The organism is Kribbella hippodromi (assembly GCF_039531045.1).
Taxonomy (GTDB): domain Bacteria; phylum Actinomycetota; class Actinomycetes; order Propionibacteriales; family Kribbellaceae; genus Kribbella; species Kribbella hippodromi.
In genome coordinates, this window is record NZ_BAAAPH010000013.1 from 169,010 (window position 1) to 190,996 (window position 21,987).

25 protein-coding genes and 1 tRNA gene are annotated in these 21,987 nt (G+C 67.9%); 15 read left to right on the forward strand and 11 right to left on the reverse strand.

All coding sequences use genetic code 11. The features are described from left to right. The first annotated feature begins 86 nt into the window (after positions 1 to 86). The 8 genes from ABD260_RS21195 (at position 87) to ABD260_RS21230 (ending at position 5,925) form a co-directional block, all read left to right on the forward strand. Entirely contained in the window at positions 87 to 1,376 is a 1,290-nt protein-coding gene (locus ABD260_RS21195; RefSeq protein ID WP_344235464.1) for a S1 family peptidase, read from the forward strand. Positions 1,377 to 1,405: 29 nt separating this feature from the next. Then, a tRNA-Arg gene (locus ABD260_RS21200) sits at positions 1,406 to 1,478 on the forward strand. 78 nt (positions 1,479 to 1,556) lie between these two features. Then, a complete protein-coding gene (locus ABD260_RS21205; RefSeq protein ID WP_344235466.1) occupies positions 1,557 to 1,907 on the forward strand; it encodes a DUF3040 domain-containing protein in 351 nt (116 codons plus the stop codon). 108 nt (positions 1,908 to 2,015) lie between these two features. Further along, complete coding sequence (locus ABD260_RS21210; protein WP_344235468.1) at positions 2,016 to 2,699, forward strand: acetate uptake transporter; 684 nt, start codon at positions 2,016 to 2,018, stop codon at positions 2,697 to 2,699. Positions 2,700 to 2,841: 142 nt separating this feature from the next. Next, positions 2,842 to 3,750: an NAD-dependent epimerase/dehydratase family protein gene (locus tag ABD260_RS21215; protein WP_344235470.1), complete on the forward strand. Its 909-nt coding sequence runs from the start codon at positions 2,842 to 2,844 to the stop codon at positions 3,748 to 3,750. Then, a complete protein-coding gene (locus ABD260_RS21220) occupies positions 3,740 to 4,459 on the forward strand; it encodes an LmeA family phospholipid-binding protein (RefSeq protein WP_344235472.1) in 720 nt (239 codons plus the stop codon). Before ABD260_RS21215 ends, ABD260_RS21220 begins: the two co-directional genes overlap by 11 nt. Before the next feature lie 75 nt (positions 4,460 to 4,534). Further along, complete coding sequence (locus ABD260_RS21225; protein ID WP_344235474.1) at positions 4,535 to 5,224, forward strand: PadR family transcriptional regulator; 690 nt, start codon at positions 4,535 to 4,537, stop codon at positions 5,222 to 5,224. Continuing rightward, on the forward strand, positions 5,221 to 5,925 hold the full coding sequence (locus ABD260_RS21230) for a DUF1707 SHOCT-like domain-containing protein (RefSeq protein WP_344235475.1): 705 nt from the start codon (positions 5,221 to 5,223) through the stop codon (positions 5,923 to 5,925). Before ABD260_RS21225 ends, ABD260_RS21230 begins: the two co-directional genes overlap by 4 nt. A gap of 56 nt (positions 5,926 to 5,981) precedes the next feature. On the opposite strand, the gene ABD260_RS21235 is transcribed toward ABD260_RS21230, so the two are convergent. Beyond that, positions 5,982 to 6,365: a VOC family protein gene (locus ABD260_RS21235; RefSeq protein ID WP_344235477.1), complete on the reverse strand. Its 384-nt coding sequence runs from the start codon at positions 6,363 to 6,365 to the stop codon at positions 5,982 to 5,984. Between the two features lie 63 nt (positions 6,366 to 6,428). Between ABD260_RS21235 and ABD260_RS21240 the strand changes: the two genes are divergently transcribed. Genes ABD260_RS21240 through ABD260_RS21250 form a run of 3 tightly spaced genes read left to right on the forward strand, consistent with a single transcriptional unit; the run spans position 6,429 to position 8,257 of the window. After that, positions 6,429 to 7,013 carry a helix-turn-helix domain-containing protein gene (locus ABD260_RS21240; RefSeq protein ID WP_344235479.1) on the forward strand — a complete coding sequence of 195 codons (585 nt, stop codon included), beginning with the start codon at positions 6,429 to 6,431 and terminating at the stop codon, positions 7,011 to 7,013. Further along, the gene (locus ABD260_RS21245; RefSeq protein WP_344235481.1) at positions 7,010 to 7,423 is read left to right on the forward strand and encodes a hypothetical protein; all 414 of its coding nucleotides are present in this window, start codon (positions 7,010 to 7,012) and stop codon (positions 7,421 to 7,423) included. Before ABD260_RS21240 ends, ABD260_RS21245 begins: the two co-directional genes overlap by 4 nt. Positions 7,424 to 7,435: 12 nt before the next feature. Then, entirely contained in the window at positions 7,436 to 8,257 is an 822-nt protein-coding gene (locus tag ABD260_RS21250) for a PhzF family phenazine biosynthesis protein (protein ID WP_344235483.1), read from the forward strand. A gap of 18 nt (positions 8,258 to 8,275) precedes the next feature. On the opposite strand, the gene lplAB is transcribed toward ABD260_RS21250, so the two are convergent. The 3 genes from lplAB to ABD260_RS21265 form a co-directional block, all read right to left on the reverse strand. Continuing rightward, positions 8,276 to 9,325 (reverse strand): lipoate-protein ligase LplAB, encoded by a 1,050-nt coding sequence (gene lplAB / locus ABD260_RS21255; protein WP_344235485.1) that lies wholly within the window; start codon positions 9,323 to 9,325, stop codon positions 8,276 to 8,278. Between the two features lie 45 nt (positions 9,326 to 9,370). Beyond that, positions 9,371 to 9,952: an adenylate kinase gene (locus ABD260_RS21260; protein WP_344235487.1), complete on the reverse strand. Its 582-nt coding sequence runs from the start codon at positions 9,950 to 9,952 to the stop codon at positions 9,371 to 9,373. 139 nt (positions 9,953 to 10,091) lie between these two features. After that, positions 10,092 to 10,469, reverse strand: coding sequence for a YciI family protein (locus ABD260_RS21265; protein ID WP_344235488.1), 378 nt, complete (start codon positions 10,467 to 10,469; stop codon positions 10,092 to 10,094). A 167-nt stretch (positions 10,470 to 10,636) separates the two neighbouring features. Between ABD260_RS21265 and ABD260_RS21270 the strand changes: the two genes are divergently transcribed. Beyond that, complete coding sequence (locus ABD260_RS21270) at positions 10,637 to 11,392, forward strand: SDR family oxidoreductase (RefSeq protein ID WP_344235490.1); 756 nt, start codon at positions 10,637 to 10,639, stop codon at positions 11,390 to 11,392. Here the strand turns inward: ABD260_RS21270 and ABD260_RS21275 are convergent. Together ABD260_RS21275 and ABD260_RS21280 are read right to left on the reverse strand one after the other, a co-directional pair. After that, a complete protein-coding gene (locus ABD260_RS21275) occupies positions 11,356 to 12,258 on the reverse strand; it encodes a DUF3800 domain-containing protein (protein ID WP_344235492.1) in 903 nt (300 codons plus the stop codon). The two genes, ABD260_RS21270 and ABD260_RS21275, sit on opposite strands and share 37 nt — an antisense overlap. Positions 12,259 to 12,421: 163 nt before the next feature. Next, positions 12,422 to 13,228 carry an SAM-dependent methyltransferase gene (locus tag ABD260_RS21280; protein WP_344235494.1) on the reverse strand — a complete coding sequence of 269 codons (807 nt, stop codon included), beginning with the start codon at positions 13,226 to 13,228 and terminating at the stop codon, positions 12,422 to 12,424. Between the two features lie 147 nt (positions 13,229 to 13,375). On the opposite strand from ABD260_RS21280, the gene ABD260_RS21285 reads away from it, so the two are divergent. Next, positions 13,376 to 13,915, forward strand: a complete 540-nt coding sequence (locus ABD260_RS21285) for a dihydrofolate reductase family protein (protein WP_344235496.1) — start codon at positions 13,376 to 13,378, stop codon at positions 13,913 to 13,915. Here ABD260_RS21285 and ABD260_RS21290 read toward each other — a convergent pair. The 3 genes from ABD260_RS21290 to ABD260_RS21300 form a co-directional block, all read right to left on the reverse strand. Next, the gene (locus tag ABD260_RS21290) at positions 13,912 to 14,205 is read right to left on the reverse strand and encodes a YciI family protein (RefSeq protein ID WP_344235498.1); all 294 of its coding nucleotides are present in this window, start codon (positions 14,203 to 14,205) and stop codon (positions 13,912 to 13,914) included. The genes ABD260_RS21285 and ABD260_RS21290 overlap by 4 nt on opposite strands. A 74-nt stretch (positions 14,206 to 14,279) precedes the next feature. After that, positions 14,280 to 15,041: a class I SAM-dependent methyltransferase gene (locus ABD260_RS21295; protein ID WP_344235500.1), complete on the reverse strand. Its 762-nt coding sequence runs from the start codon at positions 15,039 to 15,041 to the stop codon at positions 14,280 to 14,282. Further along, a complete protein-coding gene (locus ABD260_RS21300) occupies positions 15,038 to 15,964 on the reverse strand; it encodes an SDR family oxidoreductase (protein WP_344235502.1) in 927 nt (308 codons plus the stop codon). Before ABD260_RS21300 ends, ABD260_RS21295 begins: the two co-directional genes overlap by 4 nt. A 98-nt stretch (positions 15,965 to 16,062) precedes the next feature. On the opposite strand from ABD260_RS21300, the gene ABD260_RS21305 reads away from it, so the two are divergent. Then, the gene (locus ABD260_RS21305) at positions 16,063 to 16,737 is read left to right on the forward strand and encodes a TetR/AcrR family transcriptional regulator (protein WP_344235504.1); all 675 of its coding nucleotides are present in this window, start codon (positions 16,063 to 16,065) and stop codon (positions 16,735 to 16,737) included. A gap of 48 nt (positions 16,738 to 16,785) precedes the next feature. Here the strand turns inward: ABD260_RS21305 and ABD260_RS21310 are convergent, their stop codons facing one another. Beyond that, positions 16,786 to 17,298 carry a GNAT family N-acetyltransferase gene (locus tag ABD260_RS21310; RefSeq protein WP_344235506.1) on the reverse strand — a complete coding sequence of 171 codons (513 nt, stop codon included), beginning with the start codon at positions 17,296 to 17,298 and terminating at the stop codon, positions 16,786 to 16,788. A gap of 82 nt (positions 17,299 to 17,380) precedes the next feature. Here ABD260_RS21310 and ABD260_RS21315 point away from each other — a divergent pair, with 82 nt between their 5' ends. After that, positions 17,381 to 18,274: a hypothetical protein gene (locus tag ABD260_RS21315; protein WP_344235508.1), complete on the forward strand. Its 894-nt coding sequence runs from the start codon at positions 17,381 to 17,383 to the stop codon at positions 18,272 to 18,274. 4 nt (positions 18,275 to 18,278) lie between these two features. Here ABD260_RS21315 and metH read toward each other — a convergent pair whose 3' ends face one another. Beyond that, positions 18,279 to 21,896, reverse strand: a complete 3,618-nt coding sequence (gene metH / locus ABD260_RS21320) for a methionine synthase (RefSeq protein WP_344235510.1) — start codon at positions 21,894 to 21,896, stop codon at positions 18,279 to 18,281. Positions 21,897 to 21,987: the final 91 nt, after the last annotated feature.

Genomic DNA, 21,987 nt, shown 5'->3' on the forward strand with positions numbered 1-21,987 from the left:
TTGCTTGCGGACGGTGATCAAGACTTGACGGAGCGGAGTCCTGACCGGACGATCTAAGGGCCAGGTCCACCGATGTGGGGAGCCACGTGCGACTCTCTGTTACCGTCCCGCTGATCACGCTCGGCTCAGCATCACTCTTCGCGGTTGCCCTCACCGCACCCTCGTCGGGTGCGGTGACCGCTGCCGCGGCCTGTTCGCACGCGCAGCCGAGCGCCAGCTCGGCCGACGCGCAGCGGCTGTCGCAGCCGACCTCGAAGTCCGACGCCCGGCCACTCGGTGAGTCGATCGGCGACGGCATCTCGGCCGCGGTCGACTCGCTGGAACCGCTGGACGCCGCCGGCCGGCCGAAATCCGGACTCCCTTACGGGCTGAGCCAGGGCATCATCGGCGTGGTCGGCTCCGCGACCAGCGGATACAAGGTCGTCGTCGACTCGGCGAAGCTGGACAGCGAGAAGTACCAGTCGGCGATGGCACGCAATCTGCCCTCGGCCGGCAAGCAAATGGTCCGGGTCGAGCGCAGCTGCCGCTCGGCCCAGTCGATCGCCGACGCCTGGAACGCGGTCGGCGCCCGCTCGTGGTCAGCCGATGCCGACCGGACGACCTTCGCCGCGGACCTCGATCCGCTGACCGAGAACGTCGTCGTCGAGTACGACCAGGCCACGACCTCGCCCGCATCGCTGGCCGGGCTCCGCGGACTGTCCGGCGTACAGCTCACCGCCGGGTCGCTGGCACGCACGTCCCGGCTCAGCGACACCCCGAAGGGCGGCCACTGGGGCGGTGCCCGGATCACCTCCGCGCTGAAGAACTGTACGGCCGGCTTCTCCGTCGTACGCCGCTCGAACGGTCAACGTGGTTCGGTCACCGCGGGGCACTGCGGCCCGGCCGGCACGGTCTGGAAGTCAGGGACCAACTACTACGGCACCACCACGGTCCGGACGAACTACCCGGACTACGACCAGTCCCTGATCACGGGCAGCGCGTACGGCCCGAAGATCTGGACCGACGGCCCCGGCGACTCTGCTGACACCCGCACGGTCACCGGCGGCGGCGACCCCGGCGTCGGCACAGTGGTCTGCCAGTCCGGCAGCTTCAGTACGTCCCTTTGCGGCCTCACCGTTCGGTCCACGTCGGCCAAGTACTGCGACAACGAGGGCTGCACGACGTACGTCATCCGCGCCACCCGCGGCGGCCAGGTAGCCATCATCGGCGGCGACTCGGGCGGCCCGCTCTACTCCCGCCGCGGCTCTTCGTCCGCCACCATCCGCGGCATCACCTTCGCCGGCGCCGGCTGCGCATCGTCTCGCTGCACCACGCTGTACGCCGAGCGCTACAAATCGATCACCGGCCACCTGGGAGTCACCGCCCTCACCGGCTGACCCACCTCCGCTAAGCTGTCCCCGCGTGCGCCCCCGTAGCTCAGGGGATAGAGCGTCGGTTTCCTAAACCGTGCGTCGCAGGTTCGAATCCTGCCGGGGGCACGAACAGCATCCAGATCAGTCGCGTTCTGCTCGCAGGGGCAGGCGCTGGTGTGGGTGGGCAGCAACTAGGAGACCGCAGTGAAGCTGAGCGACGACGAACAACAGAAACTGGGCGCGCTCGAGCGTGCTCTGCGGGCGGAAGACCCGAAACTCGATCACCGGCTGGCGCGGATGCGGCCCGGTGGTCCGACGTCACTCAACGCGGTGCTGGTGCTGTCGGTGCTGGTCGCGCTGGGCGTCGTGCTGGCTGCGCTCGGCGATCTGTTCGCCGTTCCGGCGGTGCTGGCGGCCGGCCTGATACTCACCGCGACGGTGCCGGCGCTGGCCGTCATCTGGTGGGCGCGGCGCTACTACTGCCGGTACTGCGCCGGCAAGTGGCCGGCCCCGGCTCAGATGTGCCCGCGCTGCGCGCGCCCCACTCCGGTCTGATCGATCCCGATCGCCGGGTGGCTTTTCGCATTATCGGACTACGCTGAGAAGTACGTCACACAGGGATGGCGTCGGCGTGTCGCCGGTTGTCCGCGAGAAGGAGTTGTGATGTCAGAAACACAGAAGGGTACGGCTTTCGAAGCGACGAGTACGCCCGTCGAAACCACGGGGACGGCGGTCGAGTCGCCGCTCCGGCAGCAGGTCGACACGGGGGTGACCATCGCCGATCCGGCGCCGTTGGGGCTGGCCGGATTCGCGATGACGACCTTCGTCCTGAGCGTGTTCAACGCGAACCTGATCAGCAACACGACGCTCGAAGCCGTGGTGCTGCCGCTCGCCGCCTTCTACGGCGGGCTGGGTCAGTTCATGGCCGGCATGTGGGAATTCCGGAAGGGCAACACCTTCGGGGCACTGGCCTTCAGTTCGTTCGGGGCGTTCTGGCTGTCGTTCGCCGCGTACGTCAAGTTCGTCCTGCCCGGACTCGGTGCCAACGCGGCGACCGCGACCGGGTTGTTCCTGCTGGCGTGGACGATCTTCACCGCGTACATGACGGTGGCCGCGGCCCGGGTCAGTGGTGCGGTGCTGGGCGTCTTCGTCTTCCTGACGCTGACGTTCCTGTTCCTGACGATCGGGGCGCTCGGTACCGCTCCGACCATGACGAAGGTCGGCGGCTGGCTCGGTCTGGTGACTGCGGCCGTGGCCTGGTACGCGTCGTTCGCCGGAGTCACCAACTTCACCTGGAAGCGGACGGTCCTGCCGGTGTTCCCGCTGACACCGGCGCGCCACCGCTGAGTACACGAAAGAGCTTTGGCGCGAGGTCACTCGCGCCAAAGCCCCTTCCAGGCACAGCCCCGACCGGTCCGACCTGCCGGTCGGCTAACGTCTGAGCGGGCTTCGGCCCACCAGGGATGCCGGTACCGGAAGGGAAGCGGGCGTGCACGTTGTTGTCGGGGCCGGGGCCGTCGGGTCCGTACTGGCTCGGTTGCTGGTTGCTCGGGGCGAACAAGTTCGGGTCATCACCCGGTCTGGTGGTGGGCCGGACGGAGTCGAGCGGGTCGCCGCGGATGCCAAGGCCGGGTTGACGGAGTACGTCAACGGCGCGCGGGCGATCTACTCGTGCGCGGGACCCGCGTACAACAAGTGGACTTCCGAGTGGCCGCCTCTTGGTGCGGCGCTGGTTGCGGCGGCTGAAGCATCCGGTGCGGTGCTGGTGACCACCGGGAACCTGTACGGGTACGGCGCGGTGGACGGGCCGATGCGGGAAGACCTGCCGATGCTGCCCAACACCGTGAAAGGGCAAGTACGCGCGCGAGTGTGGACCGATGCACTTGCGGCGCATGAAGCCGGGCGGATCCGGACTGCTGAAGTACGCGGGTCGGACTACTTGGGTACGGGTGCCGTGTCCCCGTTCAGTGTGGCTGTGCTGCCCAAGGTGATCGCCGGCAAGCGCGGGGCGATGCCCGGTGCATTGGATGCGCCGCACAGTTGGACGTACGTAGGCGATGTCGCTCGTACGCTGATCGCGGTTGCCGATGACGAGAGTTCCTGGGGCCGTGCCTGGCACGTACCGACGCCGGCACCGCTCTCCGTACGCCAGCTCGCCACGCGGGCCGCTGAGCTGGCCGGAGCACCGCCGGCGCGGGTCGCGCCACTTCCGGGCGCACTACTACGGCTAGCCGGGTTGGTCGATCCGGCCGCGCGCGAGATGGTGGAGATGCAGTACCAGTGGCAGCGTCCGTTCGTCGTCGACTCCACCGCCGCGACTGTTGCTTTCGGCCTCAAACCCACGTCCACCGACGACGCGCTCAGGGAAATGATCGGGAAGGGCAGCAATGAGTCCTAGCAGGCAGGGCCGGTGGCTTCGCCGGCTCGTCGTGACGGTGGTGCTGGTCGCGATCCTCGCGTTCGTCGTCGACAAGGTCGCCGCGGTCGTCGCGCAGAACCAGCTCGCCTCGATGGCACAGAAGGAGGCGGCCAAGTACGACGTACGCTCCGCCGACACGTCCGTGAAGATCAACGGGTTCTTCATCCCGCAGCTGATCAAGCAGGACTTCTCCAAGGTCACGCTGACGATGGGGAAGCCGGCCTTCTCCAAGGTCCCGGGCGAGAACCTGACGGTCGACATGAGCAACGTTCACGTACCGCGCTCGCTGCTGTTCCAGCAGTCCGGCACGGTCACCGTCGGCACGACCGACATGCAGGTCAAGATCTCGCCGCGGGAGATCGGCCGGCTGGCGGTCCACAGCACGCCGGGGCTGGCCGGGCTGACGACGGAGGTGGTCGGCGGCAAGCTGCACGCGAAGGCGGCGATCCAGGGCGTCAACATCGACGTGCCGGTCGTACCGCAGATCCAGAAGGGCCAGATCGCGCTCGCCGTCGACGAGTCGGCGACCGGTGTCCCGTCGGCGCTGCAGAACGCGCTGAAGAACCTGCTCGCCCGGGGCATCAGCCTGCCGGAGTTGCCGTTCGGCGCGCAGCTGACCTCGGTGAACGTGCAGGACAACGCGGTCGTGCTGTCGGCAACGGTGAAGGATCTGAAGTTCACCCGGTGATTCCTTGGGTTGCGATGGGTCGCGATATATCGTCGAACTATCGCAGTCACTTTTGGCAAGGGACGGGTGGTCCAGATGACCGGATCGGCGTACGCCGCGGGCTGGCCTTGGGCGCAGTTCACGCGGCACTGTTCGACCTTCGACGAGATCATTGACGAGTTGCGCGCGGCGATGACCGGCCGGCGCACCCACCAGGGGCAGCAGCAGAAGTACGGCCCGCAGTGGGGGATGTTCGGTGGCGGGCAGATGTTCGGCCCGCCGTGGGGCCCGCCGCCGCGCTGGCGCGGGCCGAAAGCGCGGCGCGGCGACGTACGGGCGGCAATCCTGGCCGTTCTTGCCGAGCAGCCGATGAACGGGTACCAGATCATCCAGGAGATCGCCGAGCGCAGCGGCGGGGTGTGGAAGCCGAGTCCCGGCTCGATCTACCCGACGCTGCAGCAGCTCGAAGACGAGGGCCTGGTGACGGCGGACGCGGAGGCCGGGCGGCGGACGTTCCGGCTCACCGACGAGGGCCGCACGTATGTCGGGGAGCACCAGGACGAGGTGTCCGCGCCCTGGGAGGCGATGAGCGCGCCCGGTGGCGACGACGAGAACGGCTTCCGGCCGGTGCTCGGCCAGGTCGCGACCGCGATGTGGCAGATCATGGCGACCGGTACGCCGGAACAGCAGGCGAAGGCCCGCGACGCGGTCAGTGAACTGCGGCGGAAGCTGTACGGGATCCTCGCCGAAGACGGTGACGCGGACGGCGAGCGGGACCGGTCATGAGCGCATCCTCCGACCGCGAACGACGCGCGGCCGCCCGCGCCGCTCGGCGCGAGTGGCACCGCGAGTGGCAACGCCAATGGCAGGGATGGAACGCGCCGGGCTGGAACGGGCCGGGCGGGCCGGGCGGGAACGGTGGGGCTGGTGACGGCTCCGATCGGCACGGCGCCCGGCGCGGCGGCGAAGACTGGCGAGCGCAGGGTTGGGGCGGCGAGTGGCGCCGAGGCACCATGTGGCCGATGCTCAACGACGTGCAGGACAGCACCAACCGGCGCGAGGACGACGGTGAGCAGACGAGCCGCCGGGCCGACCGGGCTGGTAAGCGGCTGCGGATCGGGGATTCGGAGCGGGATCGGGCTGTCGCGGCGCTTGGGGAGCACTTTGTTGCTGGGCGGTTGACTCAGGTGGAGTTCGAGGAGCGGAGCGAGCAGGCGACGCGCGCCCGGTACGTGGACGACATCGAGCCGCTGTTCGACGACCTGCCGGGCTCGGCGGAGGTGCAGGTGGCCCAACCGAGTTGGCCCGCCCGCGGCCCGCGGCGCGGCGCTCCCCCGCCGGCGTTCCTGATGATCGCACCGTTCCTGATGGTCGGTCTGGTGATCAGCTCAATCGCGCTGACCGCACCGTGGCTGCTGTGGGGCGTGTTCTGGGTAGTCCTGATCAGCGGCATGTCCCGTCAACGCTGGCAACAAAACCGCCGCTGACCTACGCGGAGCAGCCGCCGACCTCGTACGCGGGAGCAGCTGGTCCGTACGCGGAACTACCGCCGCTGGCGAGTACGCGGAATCTCCTCCGCGAACTCCACGACAAACCCATCCGGGTCAGCCACATGGACCGTCCGGTGTCCCCACGGACGGTCCATCGGCCCGCTCAGCACCGGCACGCCGGCCGCCCGCATCCGCGCGGCACACTCATCCACGTCCTCCACCATCACCACCACCTCGCCACCCGCCCCCGGCGACACCACCTCCCCCGTCAACCACTCCGCCCGCCGCCGCTCGTACAACCCGAACCGCACCCCACCCGCATCAAACTCCGCGTACCCCGCATCCGTGAACTTGTACGCCAGCCCCACCACGTCCCGATAAAACCCCACCGAAACCCCAAGCTCCCCCACATACAAAATCACATACCCAATACCCATACCCGCACGCTACGCGGCCGATCGACGTTGAGAACTGCCGACCGTTGCATATATGCTACCCATATGGGCGCGGGTGAATTACTGAGACAGGCACGGGAGGATGCCGGCCTGTCCCGCAGCGCCCTGGCCGCGAAAGCAGGGGTTCCTACCTCAACCGTCTCGCGGATAGAGGCAGGCTCGAGCGACCCGACGCTGACCATGCTCTCCCGCCTCGTCGCGGCCGCGGGTCAGGAACTGTCCATCGCCGTGCGGACACCCACACTTGCGCCGGAACTGACGATCGGGAGTCTGGCCGGGGCGTACGCGCCTGATGCGCGGGTCCGCAAGATCAACTGGACGCGCTTGCGGGGATTCCTGGACGCGCTCGCCGAGCATCCCGAACTCATCGCGGCGGCGATCGCATCCCCGCCGGACCGAACCGGAGACACCGCGTTCGACGCGCTCCTGGCCGGCATCGCGGAGAAGCTGGCCGACGACGCCGGCCTCTCCCGCCCGCGCTGGACCCGATCGGTTCCCGCCTCACCCACACCCTGGGAGACCCCCGGCACGCCTGCCCGGGTCCGCCGGGCGCGCGCACAAACCCCCACCCAACTAGCAGCCCGCAACATCTGGCTCCCCACCCAGGACCTCTGGCGTAACGCGGCATGAGCCACGGAACCTCCGGCCATATTCCCGTTGTCCTGAACAAGGCCGAAATCCTCAACCACCTCACCGAGCTCGCCGGCGCACTAGCCGGCCGAGGCCTCTCCTGCCGGCTGGTGGTCGTTGGTCCGCCGCGATGTTCTCCCCCTGCCGGTCTCGACCTCGACAACTGCGAAGTGGTGTACGAGCACAGCAACCTAACGGTTCTCTGCCCGCCGGCTCAGCAGATCTTCCTGATGAAGCTGCTGGCAAGCCGCGCGCCGGACCACGACGACATGATCGTGCTGTGGCCGCGGTGTGGATTCGAGAACGCACAGGCAGCTGTGGACGCCTATCACCTGGCTTATCCCTTCGAGGAGCACGACCCCTACCTTGTCGACTACGTCCAGCAGATCGCGGATCTGGCCGACGGCTGATTGGATGGGGGGATGACGACTGTGTTGCGTTATGCCGCGTTTACTGGGGATCCGGGTGGGGGGAATCCGGCGGGGGTGGTGCTGGATGCTTCGGGGCTGGATGTTGAAGCCATGCAGGGGATTGCGGCTGAGGTTGGGTATTCGGAGACTGCGTTCTTGACGGGTGCGGTGGGCGCGGACGGGGTGCGCGAGGTTCGGTACTTTTCGCCCAAGGCGGAGGTGCCGTTTTGTGGGCATGCGACGGTGGCGACCGCGGTTGCGCTGGCGGAGCGGGTTGGGCCTGGGGAGCTGGTGTTTTCGACGCCGGCCGGGATTGTGCCGGTGAGTGTGGATGCCGGGTTGCGGGCGACGCTGACCAGTGTTGAGCCGTCGGTCGAGGCGGCTGAGCTTGGTGATGTGCTGGACATCCTGCGGTGGTCGCCGGCGGATCTGGACCCGGCGCTGCCGCCGCGGGTCGCGTACGCGGGGGCGCGTCATCTTGTGCTCGCCGCAGCCACCCGGGAGCGGCTGGCTGAGCTCGACTACGACTTCGATCGGCTGCTCGCGTACATGCTGGAGCGCGATCTCACCACGCTGCAGCTCGTCTGGCGCGAGTCGCCGACCGTTTTTCACGTACGCGACCCGTTTCCGGTCGGCGGTGTCGTCGAGGACCCGGCCACCGGCGCGGCGGCCGCGGCGTTCGGCGCGTACTTGCGTGAGCTGGGCCTTGGTCAGCCGAAGATCACGCTCCACCAAGGCCACGACCTCGGCCGCCCGAGCCTGATCACGGTCGAACTGAGCCCAGACGACAACCGCATCCGAGTCAGCGGCACCGCCGTCCCAATCCCCGAGTAGGCATCACCCCGGTGCGGGTCACGGCACGCGGGTGAGCCACTCCTCGGTGCCGAACTTGCTGCTGACCCGGTCCCTCGCAAGTTCAACTGTGGCCTCGTCGATTGCGCCGGGCTCCAGGCCGTAGCGGGCTTTGAAGGTGCCGACCATCCGGTCGATCACGTCCGCGCGGTCCAGCCCGGTCTGGCTGCGCAACGGATCGACGCGCTTGTTCGCGCTCGTCGTCCCCTTGTCGGACAGCTTCTCGCGACCGATCCGCAGCACCTCGAGCATCTTCGCCGCATCCATGTCGTACGCCATCGTGACGTGATGCAGCACCGCCCCACCGGCGAACCGCTTCTGCGCGGCCCCGGCGATCTTCCCGGCCGGCGACGTGATGTCGTTGATCGGCTGGTACGTCGCCGCGATCCCGAGATCGTTGAGTGCACCAATCACCCAGTCGTCCAGATACGCGTACGACTCCACGAAGGACAGCCCCGAAACGAGCGACTCCGGGACATACAGCGAGTACGTGATCGTGTTGCCCGGTTCGACGAACATCGCGCCGCCACCACTGATCCGGCGTACGACAGTCACGTCGTTCCGCGCCGCCCCGTCCAGATCGACTTCGTTCCGTACCGACTGGAAACTGCCGATGATGACCGCATTGGACGCCCACTCCCAGACCCGCAGCGTCGGCGGACGTTCGCCGCTGCCGACCTGTTCGGCCAGCACCTCGTCGAGCGCCATCTGCAGCGCCGGCTCCCGCGGTACGTCGTGGACGAACTCCCATTGATGGTCGCGCCAACCAGTTGCTCCGGTCAGCGCGCGCCGGACCGCGACCGCCACCGCTTCGGGCGAGAAGCCGAGCATCTCGACACCGTCGCCGAGCACCCCGCGGACCCGGGCCGCGATCTGCGCTGCCGCGGTGCCTACCGGCAGGCCGGCGAGGGCGCCGTTGATCCGTTCCAGCGCGTCGTCCGGTTCGAGGAAGAAGTCCCCGGAGATCTGCGCGGCCCGGACGTGGTTGTCGACCACGTCCAGATCGGCGACGACAAGCTTCCCGCCCGGCACCTTGTACTCACCATGCATGCTCAGAACAACTTGCTCCGCTCAACAGATGTTCCCAAACGCAGTTCAAGCAGCAGGCTTGAGCTGAACCGCAACCTGCCAGACCCGCGTACGGACCGTGTCGATGTCCGCCGACGCGTCGACCTCATGGTGAATGCCGCGATCCGCGTACAGGTCGAACAGCGGCGCGGTCTGGTCGTGGTAGATCTCGAACCGGCGCCGGATGACGTCCTCGGTGTCGTCGGAGCGGTGCTCCAGCTCGGCCCGCCGGAGCAGCCGGTGGACGAGCGCGTCGGGCTGCACCTGCAGCACCAGCGCCGCGTCCAGCGAGCGCCCTTGCCGGCCGAGGATGTCGTCCAGCACACCGGCCTGGTCGAGTGTCCGCGGGTACCCGTCGAGGACGAAGCCCGGACCGGCGTCGGGTTCGGCCAGCCGGTCCCGGACCATCCCGTTGGTGACCTCGTCCGGGACGTACTCGCCGGCGTCGAGGTAGCCCCGCGCGGCCTTGCCGAGCTCGGTGCCGTCCGCGATGTTGCTCCGGAACAGGTCACCGGTGGCGATCACCGGTACGCCGAGGTGCTCCGCGAGCAGGCCCGCGTGTGTTCCCTTGCCCGCTCCGGGCGGCCCCATCAGCAAGACCGTGGTCACGGCACCCCTCCTGACACTCGGTGAGTCCATCAGCGTAAGGGAGCAATCGCGGCCGCGGTACGGCGTACGTCACTCCCGATCCGGGGTTTCGTCACACCACGCGCATTACTGTCCGGAACCGCCCGATCTCACGCAGTCATCAGAATTCCATCTCCGGCCGGAGCTCGATCACGTCACCGGGACCGGCGAACTTGGCGGCCAGTTCCTCGGCGCGTTCGCGGGTCGCGCAGTCGAGTACGAAGAACCCGGCCAACTGCTCTTTGGACTCGGCGTACGGCCCGTCGGTACTGACCGGGCGTTTGCCCTCGAACCGGTACGTCAGCGCGGTCGACGGAGCGTCCAAGGCCAGCCCACTGACCAGTTCACCCGACGCGGACAGCTGCCCCAGCAGCTCCTCGAATTCCTTCGCCATCGCCGCCCGCTCCTGGTCCGGGATCGCCCGCCCGACCTGGGTGTAGTCGATCGTCGGGTGGCCCCACGGCTGCGGGTTGGAGTGGATCAGCACCACGTACTTCATGACAGAGCCTCCAGTGTTGTCGGCCGTACGCCTGCTGCGCCCGGCACCCGTAGGTCGGAGGCCTCGATCATGCCTCGACATTTTTGCCGGACGTATTCCAGCTCACATCACGTCACAAACGCTGGGCCGAGATCCGTCAGCAGGTCAGAAGCCGAGAGGAGAAGAACATGAGCACGATTCTGGTGACCGGTGGGACCGGAACGATCGGCCGGCAGGTGGTTCCGCTGTTGCAGGAGGCGGGCTGCAAGGTGCGGGTGCTGACCCGGCACGCTCACGACCGTGGCGACGGTGTCGAGTACCTGGCCGTTGACCTGCTGACCGGTGAAGGCCTGGACGAGGCAGTGGCCGGCGCGGACGTCATCGTGCACCTGGCTGGTGGCCCGAAGGGTGACGAAGTCAGCACCGGCAACCTGGTACGGGCAGCGGAGCGGGCCGGCGTCGGGCACCTCGTACACATCTCGGTGACCGCGGTCGACCAGCTGCCGATGGCGTACTTCAAGTCCAAGCTGGGGGCGGAGCAGGCTGTACTGGCGTCGTCAGTGCCGTCATCGGTGGTACGGGTCGCGCAGCTGCACGAATTCGCCTGGACGGTCGTGCAGGGGATGGCCAAACTGCCTGTCCTGCCCAAGCTCGGTGGTGCGCGGCTCCAGCCGGTTGACGCCCGGGACGTGGGCAAGCGGCTGGCTGAGCTGGCGCTTGGCGAACCGCAAGGCCTGGTGGCTGATCTGGTCGGTCCGAAGGTGTACAGCGTGGATGAGCTGGCCCATGACTACCTGCGGGCTACCGGTAAGCGCCGGCTGTCCGTGCCGGTGTATGTGCCTGGCAAGGTGGGCAAGGTGTACCGCGCCGGCGGCAACCTGACCCTGACCGGCGCGGACCTGGGTACTCACACCTGGGAGGACTTCGTCGCCGCCCACGACTGATCGCACGGCTGCACGTACGGCTGCATGTACGGCGCCAGCAGGTCCGCCAGGTCCGGTGTACCGCGCCGAGCTATCCCGGCCAGGAAGTCGGCCACCTGCACCCGCGGGTCCTCGCGCGAGTCGACCTGTACGAACGAGCGCAACGGAGCCCGCTCCCCCAGGTACGCACCAAGCCGGTCCACCCGGCCCTTGGTCAGCGCACTCTGCTCGTCATGCACCACCGCCACCGCTCGCCGGCCGGCACTCCAGTACAGCAGCGTCTCGGCCAGTGCCGGCACCAGTGGCTCCAGCGGCGGCGGTATCTCCGGATCGTCGTCGATCAGCCGCCGCATCACCGCTTCGACCCGGGCCCGGGTCACCAACCGCAAGGCCGGTATGTCAGCCGGCATCGTTGCGAAGAACCGGTCGATGGCCGCGTGATCAAGCAGCTTGACCCGCTTGGTCCGCGTCAGGTCCACAAAAGCGGCCAGGAAACCAGTGCGGTTGCGTACGGCCGCTACTGCAGCCGAGTGGTCCTTGCCGAGCGCAGTACCCGCGCCGTACGACGGCTCCTCCGTGAAGAGCTCGAAGACGCGCGCGGCAACGTACGCGGTCTTGTCGATGACGTGTACGTGCGCATGTCCCTGCAGGGTGGTCAGTAGCCACTCCAGTGCAGGGCGCTGCTCCGGTCGTAGTATCTGGTTGGCCTTGTACTCCGACCGGCGGCGCAGACGGGTACGTAGTACGCCGATCACCTCAGCTGCTTCGGCAATGGCGAGGTCGACACTGGCATGGGTGATGACGGGCGAGGCCGGGTCGAGCAGGTTGGTTCCGGAGAACCCCGACTCGTCACACGCGATCTCGACCCAGGATGACTCAACAGTCATGGGAAGGCTCCAAGAAAGAAACTGCACGCTTGAACGCCCGCCTGTGAAGACGGGCTTGAACAGCGCGCGCCGGGTGGGCGCGGCGGTGCTCAGTAAGCGGCAGCGGTCTTGGCAGACATGCGGTCCATGATGGTCCGGCCGGCGGCCGGACACCAGTGAATTCCTACGGTTTGCGGCCGAGCGCGACCATCAGCAGCTGGCCGGCGCCGGTCGTGCAGAGGTTCTGCTCGTCCTTCGGCCACCAGGCGGTCAGGTCGACCAGGCCGGGCTTGACCAGGTCGAGACCGGTGACGAACCGGCCGATCTCGTCCCTGGTCCGGAACCGCCCTCCGGACGGGAAAGCGCTCTGCAGCTTTACCTCGATGCCAGTCGCGAACTCCGCCAGCCGGCTGCGGTCGCGCGGGTTCAGCGGGTGGGTGAGCGCCAGATACGAACCGGAGGGTACGGCCGCCAGGTAGTCGCTGACCGCCCCGACCGCCTGGTCGAGGTCGGTGACCGAATGCAGGGACAGGCCGAACAGGATGCCAACCGGGCGACTGAGGTCCAGACCCGCCTTGACGGCCGGGTGCGCGAGCACGGCGGCCGGGTCGGCCAGGTCCGCGTCGGCGAAGAAGCTGCTCTTCTCGTCCGCGAGCAGCGCCTGCCCGTGCGAGATGGCGGTCAGATCGTTGTCGACGTACACGACCTTCGCGGCCAGGTTCAGCGGGAGTACGACATCATGCGTGTTCCGGGCAGTCGGCAGACCGGCACCGAGGTCGAGGAACTGGTCGATCCGCCCCTCGGTCGCCATCCGGCTGGTCGCCTCGGCCAGCCAGCGGCGGTTCTCCGTACACAGCGTCCGCAGGTCGGGGGCGAGCTCGAGCAACTGGTGACACAGCTTTCGGTCGACCTCGAAGTGGTTCTTGCCGCCCAGCAGCGCGTCGTACAACCGCGCCGGAGAGGCTCGCGCAAGGTCGATCGGCTCTGTCATCTGCCGCACTGCACCTCGTTTCCAGATCCAGAACCCCACTTCGCGGAAAGCGTATCCACGAACTCTCCGGCTGGCGAACCGGGCGGTTTCGATGAGTTTTCCTCAGCTCGCTCGTCTGAACAACCGGCAATCGAAAAGGAGATACGAATGGCGAAGGTTCTTTACTCGGTGACAATGTCGGTGGACGGATTCATCACCGGTCCGGGCGGTGACATGCAGTGGATGCGCCCGTACCTCGGCCCCAATCCGGAGGTGGACGCGCTGGTGCCGCGGATCGGTTCGCTGCTGGTCGGGCGCCGCTCGCACGACGGCGACGACCCGTACAAGGGCGAGGCCGGCGAGGGTGAGGCGTTCGGCGGCGGGTGGAGCGGCCCGATGTACGTGGTCACGCACCGCGTACCGGATGCACCGGAAGCGGGTGTCACGTACGTGGACGACTTCGCGAAGGCGCTTGCCGCGGCGAAGGAGTCTGCTGGAGACAGGTACGTCAACGTGATCGGCGCCAACGTTGCGAAGCAGTGCATTGAGGTGGGCGAGCTGGACGAGGTGCTACTGCTCTTTGCACCAGTGATGCTGGGCGACGGCACACGGCTGTTCGACCAGGCTGGCGGCCGTACTGTCCGGCTGGAGCGGAAGAGCGTCACAGAGACCGCGCTGGCGACCAGCATGTGGTTCAACGTGGTCTAGAAGTCCGCTGCGGTCGGGTGCATGACCGCACGGATTTCCACCGAACGACCGGCGACTCGCGCGTCAGGCAGTAGACGCGCGAGTTCGACCGCTCGGTCTCGGCTCTCCACGTCGATCAGGTAGAAGCCGTCGATCCGCGTCGGTTCGGTGTCGGGCAGCCGGACCGCCAGTTGCGCATCCGCCAACTGCTCGCCACCCACCAGCTCACCAGCGTCGTGAGCAACCCGCTCAAACTCCCGCCGCTGCAACCGCCCCTCACCGTCACCCTGCAGTATCAGCAAGAACTTCATCCGCACTCTCCTCTCACAGATACGACGGAGCCGAGCACGCGGTCTTGACATGCTCCTCCGACGAACTGCTGGGATCAGCCGGTGACGGCCCACGCCCGTGTGGTGAGGTGGATCGAGCCGTCCGCTTGGGTTGGCAGGCGGGTGCGGATGGTCTCGCGGAGCGTGTCCTGGTCAGCGGGGGCCAAGCTGCGGAGGTACGCGGGCGCTACGCCCTGGCCGCCCAGGAACGGCTGCCAATAGTCATCGAAGGACTGGAAGACAGTAGGTACGACGATCTCGCGCGTACGCACGGACTCGAAACCGGCTTCGCGGAACAGCCCCTCCAGGCCCTCGGCGGTGCAGAACGGGAACCGTACGCCCTCGTCGTGATCGCGGTCCTGTGGGCGGATGTCCTGCATCGCGTCGAAGAAGTGGCGCATCAACTGCATGCCGTCGGCGTAGTCCCACACGTACGCGGCGACTGTTCCGCCGATCGCGCGCATCCGGCGCAGCGCTTCGACACGTTCTGGGATGAAGTTCAGGACCAGCCCCGCGACCACCACGTCGTACGGCCCGTCCGGCAGCTCAGCGGCTGACCGGACCTCGAACGTGGCGCGCGGATCATCCACCGATTCCCGCGCGTACTCGACGAACCCCGCTGACGGGTCAACGCCTAGCACTGCCGCGGGCGCCGCAGTCTGAAGGATCGTGCTGGTCAGCGCACCGGTCCCGCATCCGACATCCAGCCAGCTAAGCCCCGCCGGCTGCTCAAGCCAGCCAAGAAACTCTGCCGCAACCAACCGGCTCCACCGGCCGACGTAGGACTCGTAGATGCCACCACTGGACCACTCACTCACTTGCGCAGGATAGTCGGCAGCGCGACACCGGTCAGATCCTGGGCGACCTGCCACAGGCGCGCGTTGGCCTCGGTGTCGAGCGCGGCCTTCGGCGCGCGGACGCGGGTAGTGGTACCGGCCAGGCCGAACAGACCGTTCGGACCGTAGTAGGCACCGGATTCGGCCGACGGGTCGGCGGCGGCGAAGAGGATCGGCTCGGCGCCGACGGCCACGCCCTGCAACGGGGCAAGACGATAACCGATGCGGTTCAGCAGGTTGGGCCGTTCACGGCCCAGTGCGGCGCCGGCGGACTGCAGGTTCGTGCGGGTGACACCTGGATGGGCGGCGACGCTGACGAGACCCCAGGCCCGCTCGGCCGACAGCTTGGCGAGGTGATTGCTGAGCATCAGATCGGCGAGCTTCGACTGGCTGTAGGCGGCCATCGACCGGTAGCGCCGCTGCCACTGAAGATCGTCGAAGTGGATCGACCCCTGCGCCGCGGCGATGCTCGACATCGTCGCGACCCGGGGCGCCGGCGCGGCCAGGAGCAGCGGCAGCAGCCGGACGGTGAGCGCGAACGGACCGAGAAAGTTCGACCCGAACTGCAGCTCGAAACCGTCCTTGGTGGTCATCCGGCTCGGTGGATTCATGACGCCGGCGTTGTTGACCAGCACATCCAGGTGCGGCTCGTCGGCGCCGAGCAGCTCGGCGAACTCCTGGACCGACGCCAGGTCGGCGAGATCGATCCGCCGCACCTCCACCTGGGCCCGGGGCTGCGCGGCGAGGATCTCCGCCTTCGCCGCCTCGCCCTTTGCCGGCGTCCGGACAGCCAGGATCACCCGGGCGCCCGCGGCCGCGAGCCGCTTAGCTGCTTCCTGGCCGGTGCCGCTGTTGGCGCCGGTGACGACAACGAGCTTGCCGGTCTGATCGGGAACGTCGTACATGATCCACTCTCCATAAAAGACTGGTGGTCTGTTATGACTCGGAGATTATCAGACCGCTGGTTTGATAACAACAGACCGTTGGTCCGTAGGATGTCAAGATGACGTTTCAGCGCGCCCGGAGCGCGGAGCAGCGGGCCGAGCGGCGGCGGGCGATCCTGACCACCGCGGCCACGATGCTCGCCGAGATGCCGGTTGCGGACTTCACCCTGAACGAGCTCAGTCGCCGCGTCAGCCTGGCGAAGTCGAACGTGCTGAACTACTTCGACTCCCGTGAGGCGGTCCTGCTCGAACTGTTCAGCAGCGAACTGACGGGCTGGGTCGCGGACGTGAAGCTGACAGTCGGCGACGTCCTGCCAGAGCTGACGCGTGCCGATCGCTCTGAGCAGCTGATCACCGCCATCGTCGGCACACTGTCCGAGCGGCCGATCTTCTGCGACCTGGTCAGTGCTCAGGCCGCTGTACTGGAGCGCAACATCAGCACTGAGACCGCGCTGACGTTCAAGCGCGCGGCCATTGCCGCGTTCGAGGAGCTGACCGCGGTGGTCGCCGGCATCCTGCCGGAGCTCGGGGCGGAGGGAGCGGGCCGGTTCTGCACGGCCGCGAGTCTGCTCGCGGGGGCGATCTGGTGCCACTCCCATCCGGCGCCAGTCGTCCTGGCCGCGTACGAAGCTGATCCCTCCGTGCAGGCGCTCCGGCTGGAGTTCGAGCCGGCGTTGACCGACGGCCTCCGCACCCTGCTGTACGGCGCGTTGCCACGCCCAGCCGGCGCCTGACCCCGGCGCCTGATCCGGGGCTTGATCCGGGGGCCTTACCGCGGGGCCTTATCGCGGCTCGGTGGCTCCGGCTGCCGGCGCGTCCTGTACGCGCTTCACGTAGCGGTGGGACGGGACCGGGAAGGTGCCGCCGTCGATCGAGGCCGGGTAGTCGAAGGCGCCCGCGTCCGTCCAGCCGCTGCGTTCGTAGAACCGTCGCGCCCGCGCGTTCCCGGTCACGGCCGCCAGCCAGGCCTCGGCGTGCCCGTTGGCCCGCACCTGTCGCTCGGCCTCGCTCAGCACAGCGCCGGCTACACCGGAACCACGGTGGTCGCGCGCGACGTACACCTGCTCGACCTCGTCATCCACGACCATCACGAACCCGGCGATCTCGCCGTCGACCACAGCCACCGTGGTGTCCGCGACCCTCGCGGCGGCGCGGGTGCCGAACGATTCCTCGGTCCGGAGTGCGGTCAGCTCGTCCGGTACGTGGCCGAGGTGTCCGTCCTGCCAGCCCAGATACCAGATCGCGGCCACCGCTTCCGCGTCGTCGGCGGTCGCTGCTCGAACAGTCACAGTCATCTCGCCAGCCTAGGTTGAAAGCGCCCGGCAGGTGAACCCGCGGCGGCTCTACCCTGGCTGCGCCGAACGCTTTGGAGGAGTTATGGCCAGGGGTCTGATCCGTACCGGCGATCCGTGCTTTCCATGGGCCGACTCGGTGGCCGAAGCGGTCAGTGCGGCGACGAATCGGCTCGTACGGTGGCGTGAGATCGATGTGGTCGTGCAGCCGACGGGGTGGACGCCGCGGGAACCGTTCGAAGATCTGCGGATGATGGACAGTCCGTTGTTCTTGACGGAGGACCTGGCCGATGCGGTCCGGGACGCGTACGAGGGTGAAGTTCCCGATCAGGCGAAGCTGGTGCAGGCGACCGGGTACGTGATGTCGCAGGCCGCCGCGTTGAGTACGCCGGAGTACGACAACATCGGTGGGATCAACAAGGCGGAGGCGTACCTGAACACCGGTCTGGGTGATGTGTTCACTCAGGAACGACTGGGTGAGCTCTGGTCGAAGACCGATTCGGGGAAGCTGCTTCCCGCTGAGCAGGTGGCGGACTTCGGGTACGCGGCGCGGAACCCGGAGGCGGCTGCTGCTACCCGGGCGTTGATGACGGAGATCGTTCGGCAACAGGGCGGGACGCCGGCCGGCCCGGAGGACTTTGCCGCGCTGTCGAACTGGATGCTCGCGGCGGAGCCCGATCGGTGCTGGGAGAAGGCGATCGAACTGCTGCCGGGCACCGATGAGCTGTCAGGGCGCGATCGTCTGCGGGCAGAACGCACCCTCGAATACGGTTTCACCCAGGCCGTTGAGAAGGATCAGCCCGAGCACGCCACCGAAGCAGTCCGAACCGCCGCGGAGAAGGCCGATCCTCTCCTCCGCAGACTCACCCAAGACCCAGCCCTCGCCCCGGCCCAAGGCGCCGCCAACACGGCAGGCGTCCCGGCCGGCTACGTCCGAGGCACCATCAACCCCAACCGCGACCACCGCGGCCTGGGCTGAAGCTCTACTCCGGGTCGTAGGCGAGGTTGGGGCGTAGCCAGCGTTCGACTTCGGTGACGGACAGACCTCGGCGGGTGGCGTAGTCGGTGATTTGGTCCCGGCCCAGGCGGCCGACGCTGAAGTACTTCGCCGCCGGGTGCGCGAAGATCAGTCCGCTGACCGCCGCGGCCGGCGTCATCGCGTACGACTCCGTCAGCCCCAGCCCGATCTGGTCCGCCTCGAGCAGCTCGAACAGGTCCTTCTTCTCGGTGTGATCCGGGCTCGCCGGGTACCCGAGCGCCGGCCGGATCCCGCGGAACCGCTCCGCATGCAGATCCGCCAGCACCGGCTGCACGTCCGGCTCGAACCACGCCTTCCGCGCCTCCAGGTGAATCCACTCCGCGAAGGCTTCCGCCAGCCGGTCGGCCAGCGCCTTCACCATGATCGCCTTGTAGTCGTCGTTGCGTTCCTCGTACGACTTCGCCAGCGTCTCGGCGCCGTGAATCGCGACCCCGAACCCACCCAGGTGATCCCCGGCCGGCGCGACATAGTCCGCCAGACACCGGTTGTGCCGCCCGGCCGGCTTCTCGGTCTGCTGCCGCAGCATCGGGAACGACCGGTCCAGACCGTCCAGCACGATGTCGTCGCCCGAGCTGTGCGCCGGCCAGAACCCGTACACACCCTCGGCGGTGAACGACCCGGCCGCGATGATCTCGTCCAGCAACGTGTTCGCGTCGTCGAACAGCTCCCGCGCGACCGGCTGGTCGAGAATCGCCGGGTACTTCCCCTTCAATTCCCAAGCCAGGAACAAGAACTGCCAGTCGATCATCTCGCGCAACGTCTCGATCGACGGCGACACCCGCTTCAACCCCGTGAAAGCAGGAACCGGCAACTCGCCGTACTCGACCGGCTCCCGGTTCGCCCGCGCCTGCTCAACCGTGAGCAACGGACTGCGCTGCTTGTTCGCGTGCTGTTCGCGCAGCCGCTCCTGCTCCACACTGTTGCTCTTGGCAAGCGCTTCGGCGCGATCCGCGTCGAGCAGATCAGAGACGACACCGACCACACGAGACGCATCCAGTACGTGCACGGTCGTGTGATCGTACGCCGGGGCGATCCGGACCGCGGTGTGCTGCTTCGACGTGGTCGCACCACCGATCAGCAACGGCAGTTTCAGCCCGCGCCGCTCCATCTCGGCCGCGACCGAAACCATCTCGTCCAGCGACGGCGTGATCAGCCCGGACAGCCCGACCGCGTCCGCGCCCTCGGCCACCGCGGTGTCCAGAATCCTTGCCGCCGGCACCATCACGCCGAGGTCGACCACCTCGTAGTTGTTGCAGCCGAGCACCACGCCGACGATGTTCTTGCCGATGTCGTGCACATCGCCCTTGACGGTCGCGAGCACCACCTTGCCCTGCCCGCGGACCAGTTCGGCACGCCCTTCCCGCCGGGCCTGTTCCTTCTCCTCTTCCATGAAGGGCTCGAGGTACGCGACCGAGCGCTTCATCACCCGCGCGCTCTTCACCACCTGCGGCAGGAACATCTTCCCGGCCCCGAACAGGTCGCCGACGATCTTCATCCCGGCCATCAACGGACCTTCGATCACCTCGAGCGGCCGCGGCAACTGCTGCCGGGCCTCCTCGGTGTCGGCCTCGATGTAGTCGACGATGCCGTGGACGAGCGCGTGCGACAACCGCTCTTCGACCGTTCCTTCCCGCCAGGAAAGATCGACCTCGCGCTGTTTGCCCTTGCCCTTCACGTTCTCCGCGAACGCGACCAGCCGGTCGGTGGCGTCGTCGCGGCGGTTGAAGATGACGTCCTCGACCAGCTCCAGCAGGTCCTTCGGGATGTCCTCGTACACCGCGAGCTGGCCGGCGTTCACGATCCCCATGTCCAGGCCGACCTTGCCGGCGTGGAACAGGAACGCCGAGTGCATCGCCTCCCGGACGATGTCGTTGCCGCGGAACGAGAACGACAGGTTCGAAATGCCACCACTGATGTGTACGCCCGGGCAGCGCTCCTTGATCAGCGGCAACGCGTCGATGAAGTTCTTCGCGTACCCGTTGTGCTCGGCCATCCCGGTGGCGACGGCAAGGACGTTCGGGTCGAAGATGATGTCCTCGGCCGGAAAGCCGATCTTCTGCGTCAGCAGGTCGTACGCCCGGCCGCAGATCTCCACCTTGCGCTCGACCGTGTCGGCCTGGCCCTGCTCGTCGAAGGCCATCACCACCGCGCCGGCGCCGTAGTCGCGAATCCGCCGGGCGTGGTCGAGGAACTGCTCCTCGCCCTCCTTCAGGCTGATCGAGTTGACCACGCCCTTGCCCTGCACGCATTTCAGCCCGGTCTCCAGCACCGACCACTTCGAGCTGTCGATCATGATCGGGATCCGGGCCACCTCGGGCTCGGTCGCGATCAGGTTCAGGAACGTGGTCATCGCCTGCTCGCTGTCCAGCAGGTCGGCGTCCATGTTCACGTCCAGCAGGTTCGCGCCGCCGCGGACCTGCTCCAGCGCCACGTCCACCGCGGCCTGGTGGTTGTCGCCCTCGATCAGCCGGCGGAACTTCGCCGATCCGGTCACGTTGGTGCGCTCACCGATCATCACGAACCCGGTGTCCGCACCGATCTTGAACGGCTCCAGCCCGGAGAAGCGCGTGGTGTGGTCGGTCGCCACCACCGTACGCGGCGCGACGCCCTTCACCGACTCGGCGATCCGCGCGATGTGTGCCGGGGTCGTACCGCAGCAGCCGCCGACGATGTTCACCAGCCCGGACTGCGCGAACTCCTCGAGCATCCCGGCGGTCTCGTCGGGCGTCTCGTCGTACCCGCCGAACGCGTTCGGCAGGCCGGCGTTCGGGTGCGAGGCGACGTACGTGCCCGCGAACCGCGCCAGATCCGCGACGTGCGGACGCATCTCCTCGGCACCGAGTGAACAGTTGACGCCGACCACCAGCGGATCGGCGTGCTCGATCGAGCTCCAGAACGCCTCGACGGTCTGGCCGGAGAGTGTGCGCCCGCTGAGGTCGACGATGGTGACCGAGATCCACAACGGCAGGTGCGGCGCGACCTCGCGGGCCGCGGCGACGGCCGCCTTCGCGTTCAGGGTGTCGAAGATCGTCTCGATCAGCAGCAGGTCGACGCCGCCTTCGGCGAGCGCGGCGATCTGCTCGGCGTACGTGGCCTTGACCGCTTCGAACGTGACCGCGCGGTATGCCGGGTCCTCGACTCGCGGGCTGAGCGACAGCGTGACGTTCAGCGGACCGATCGATCCGGCGACGAACTTCGGGCTGTCCGGAGTCGCGTACTCGTCGGCCGCCTGCCGGGCCAGCTTCGCGGCGGCGAGGTTCATCTCCCGTACGTACGCCTGCAGGCCGTAGTCGGCCTGGCCGATGCTCGTCGCGGTGAACGTGTTCGTGGTGGTGATGTCGGCGCCGGCCGCCAGGTACTGCCGGTGGACGTCGAGAATCACGTCCGGCCGGGTCAGGTTGATCAGGTCCGGGTCACCGGTCACGTCGTGGGCGTGGTCGCCGAACCGATCGCCGACGAAGTCCGCGGGCTCGAGCTTGGCGTTCTGCAGCATCGTGCCCCAGGCACCGTCGAGTACGACGATCCGCTGGTCCAGCAGCTCGCGCAGCGCGGTCTCGGTCATCTGCCGTCCCCTCCAGAAACGATCTCCGGAGGCGCCCTTGCAGGGTGCACGCGGCCTTCACCGGCGATGCACTCAGGTCGAGCGTGGCGGG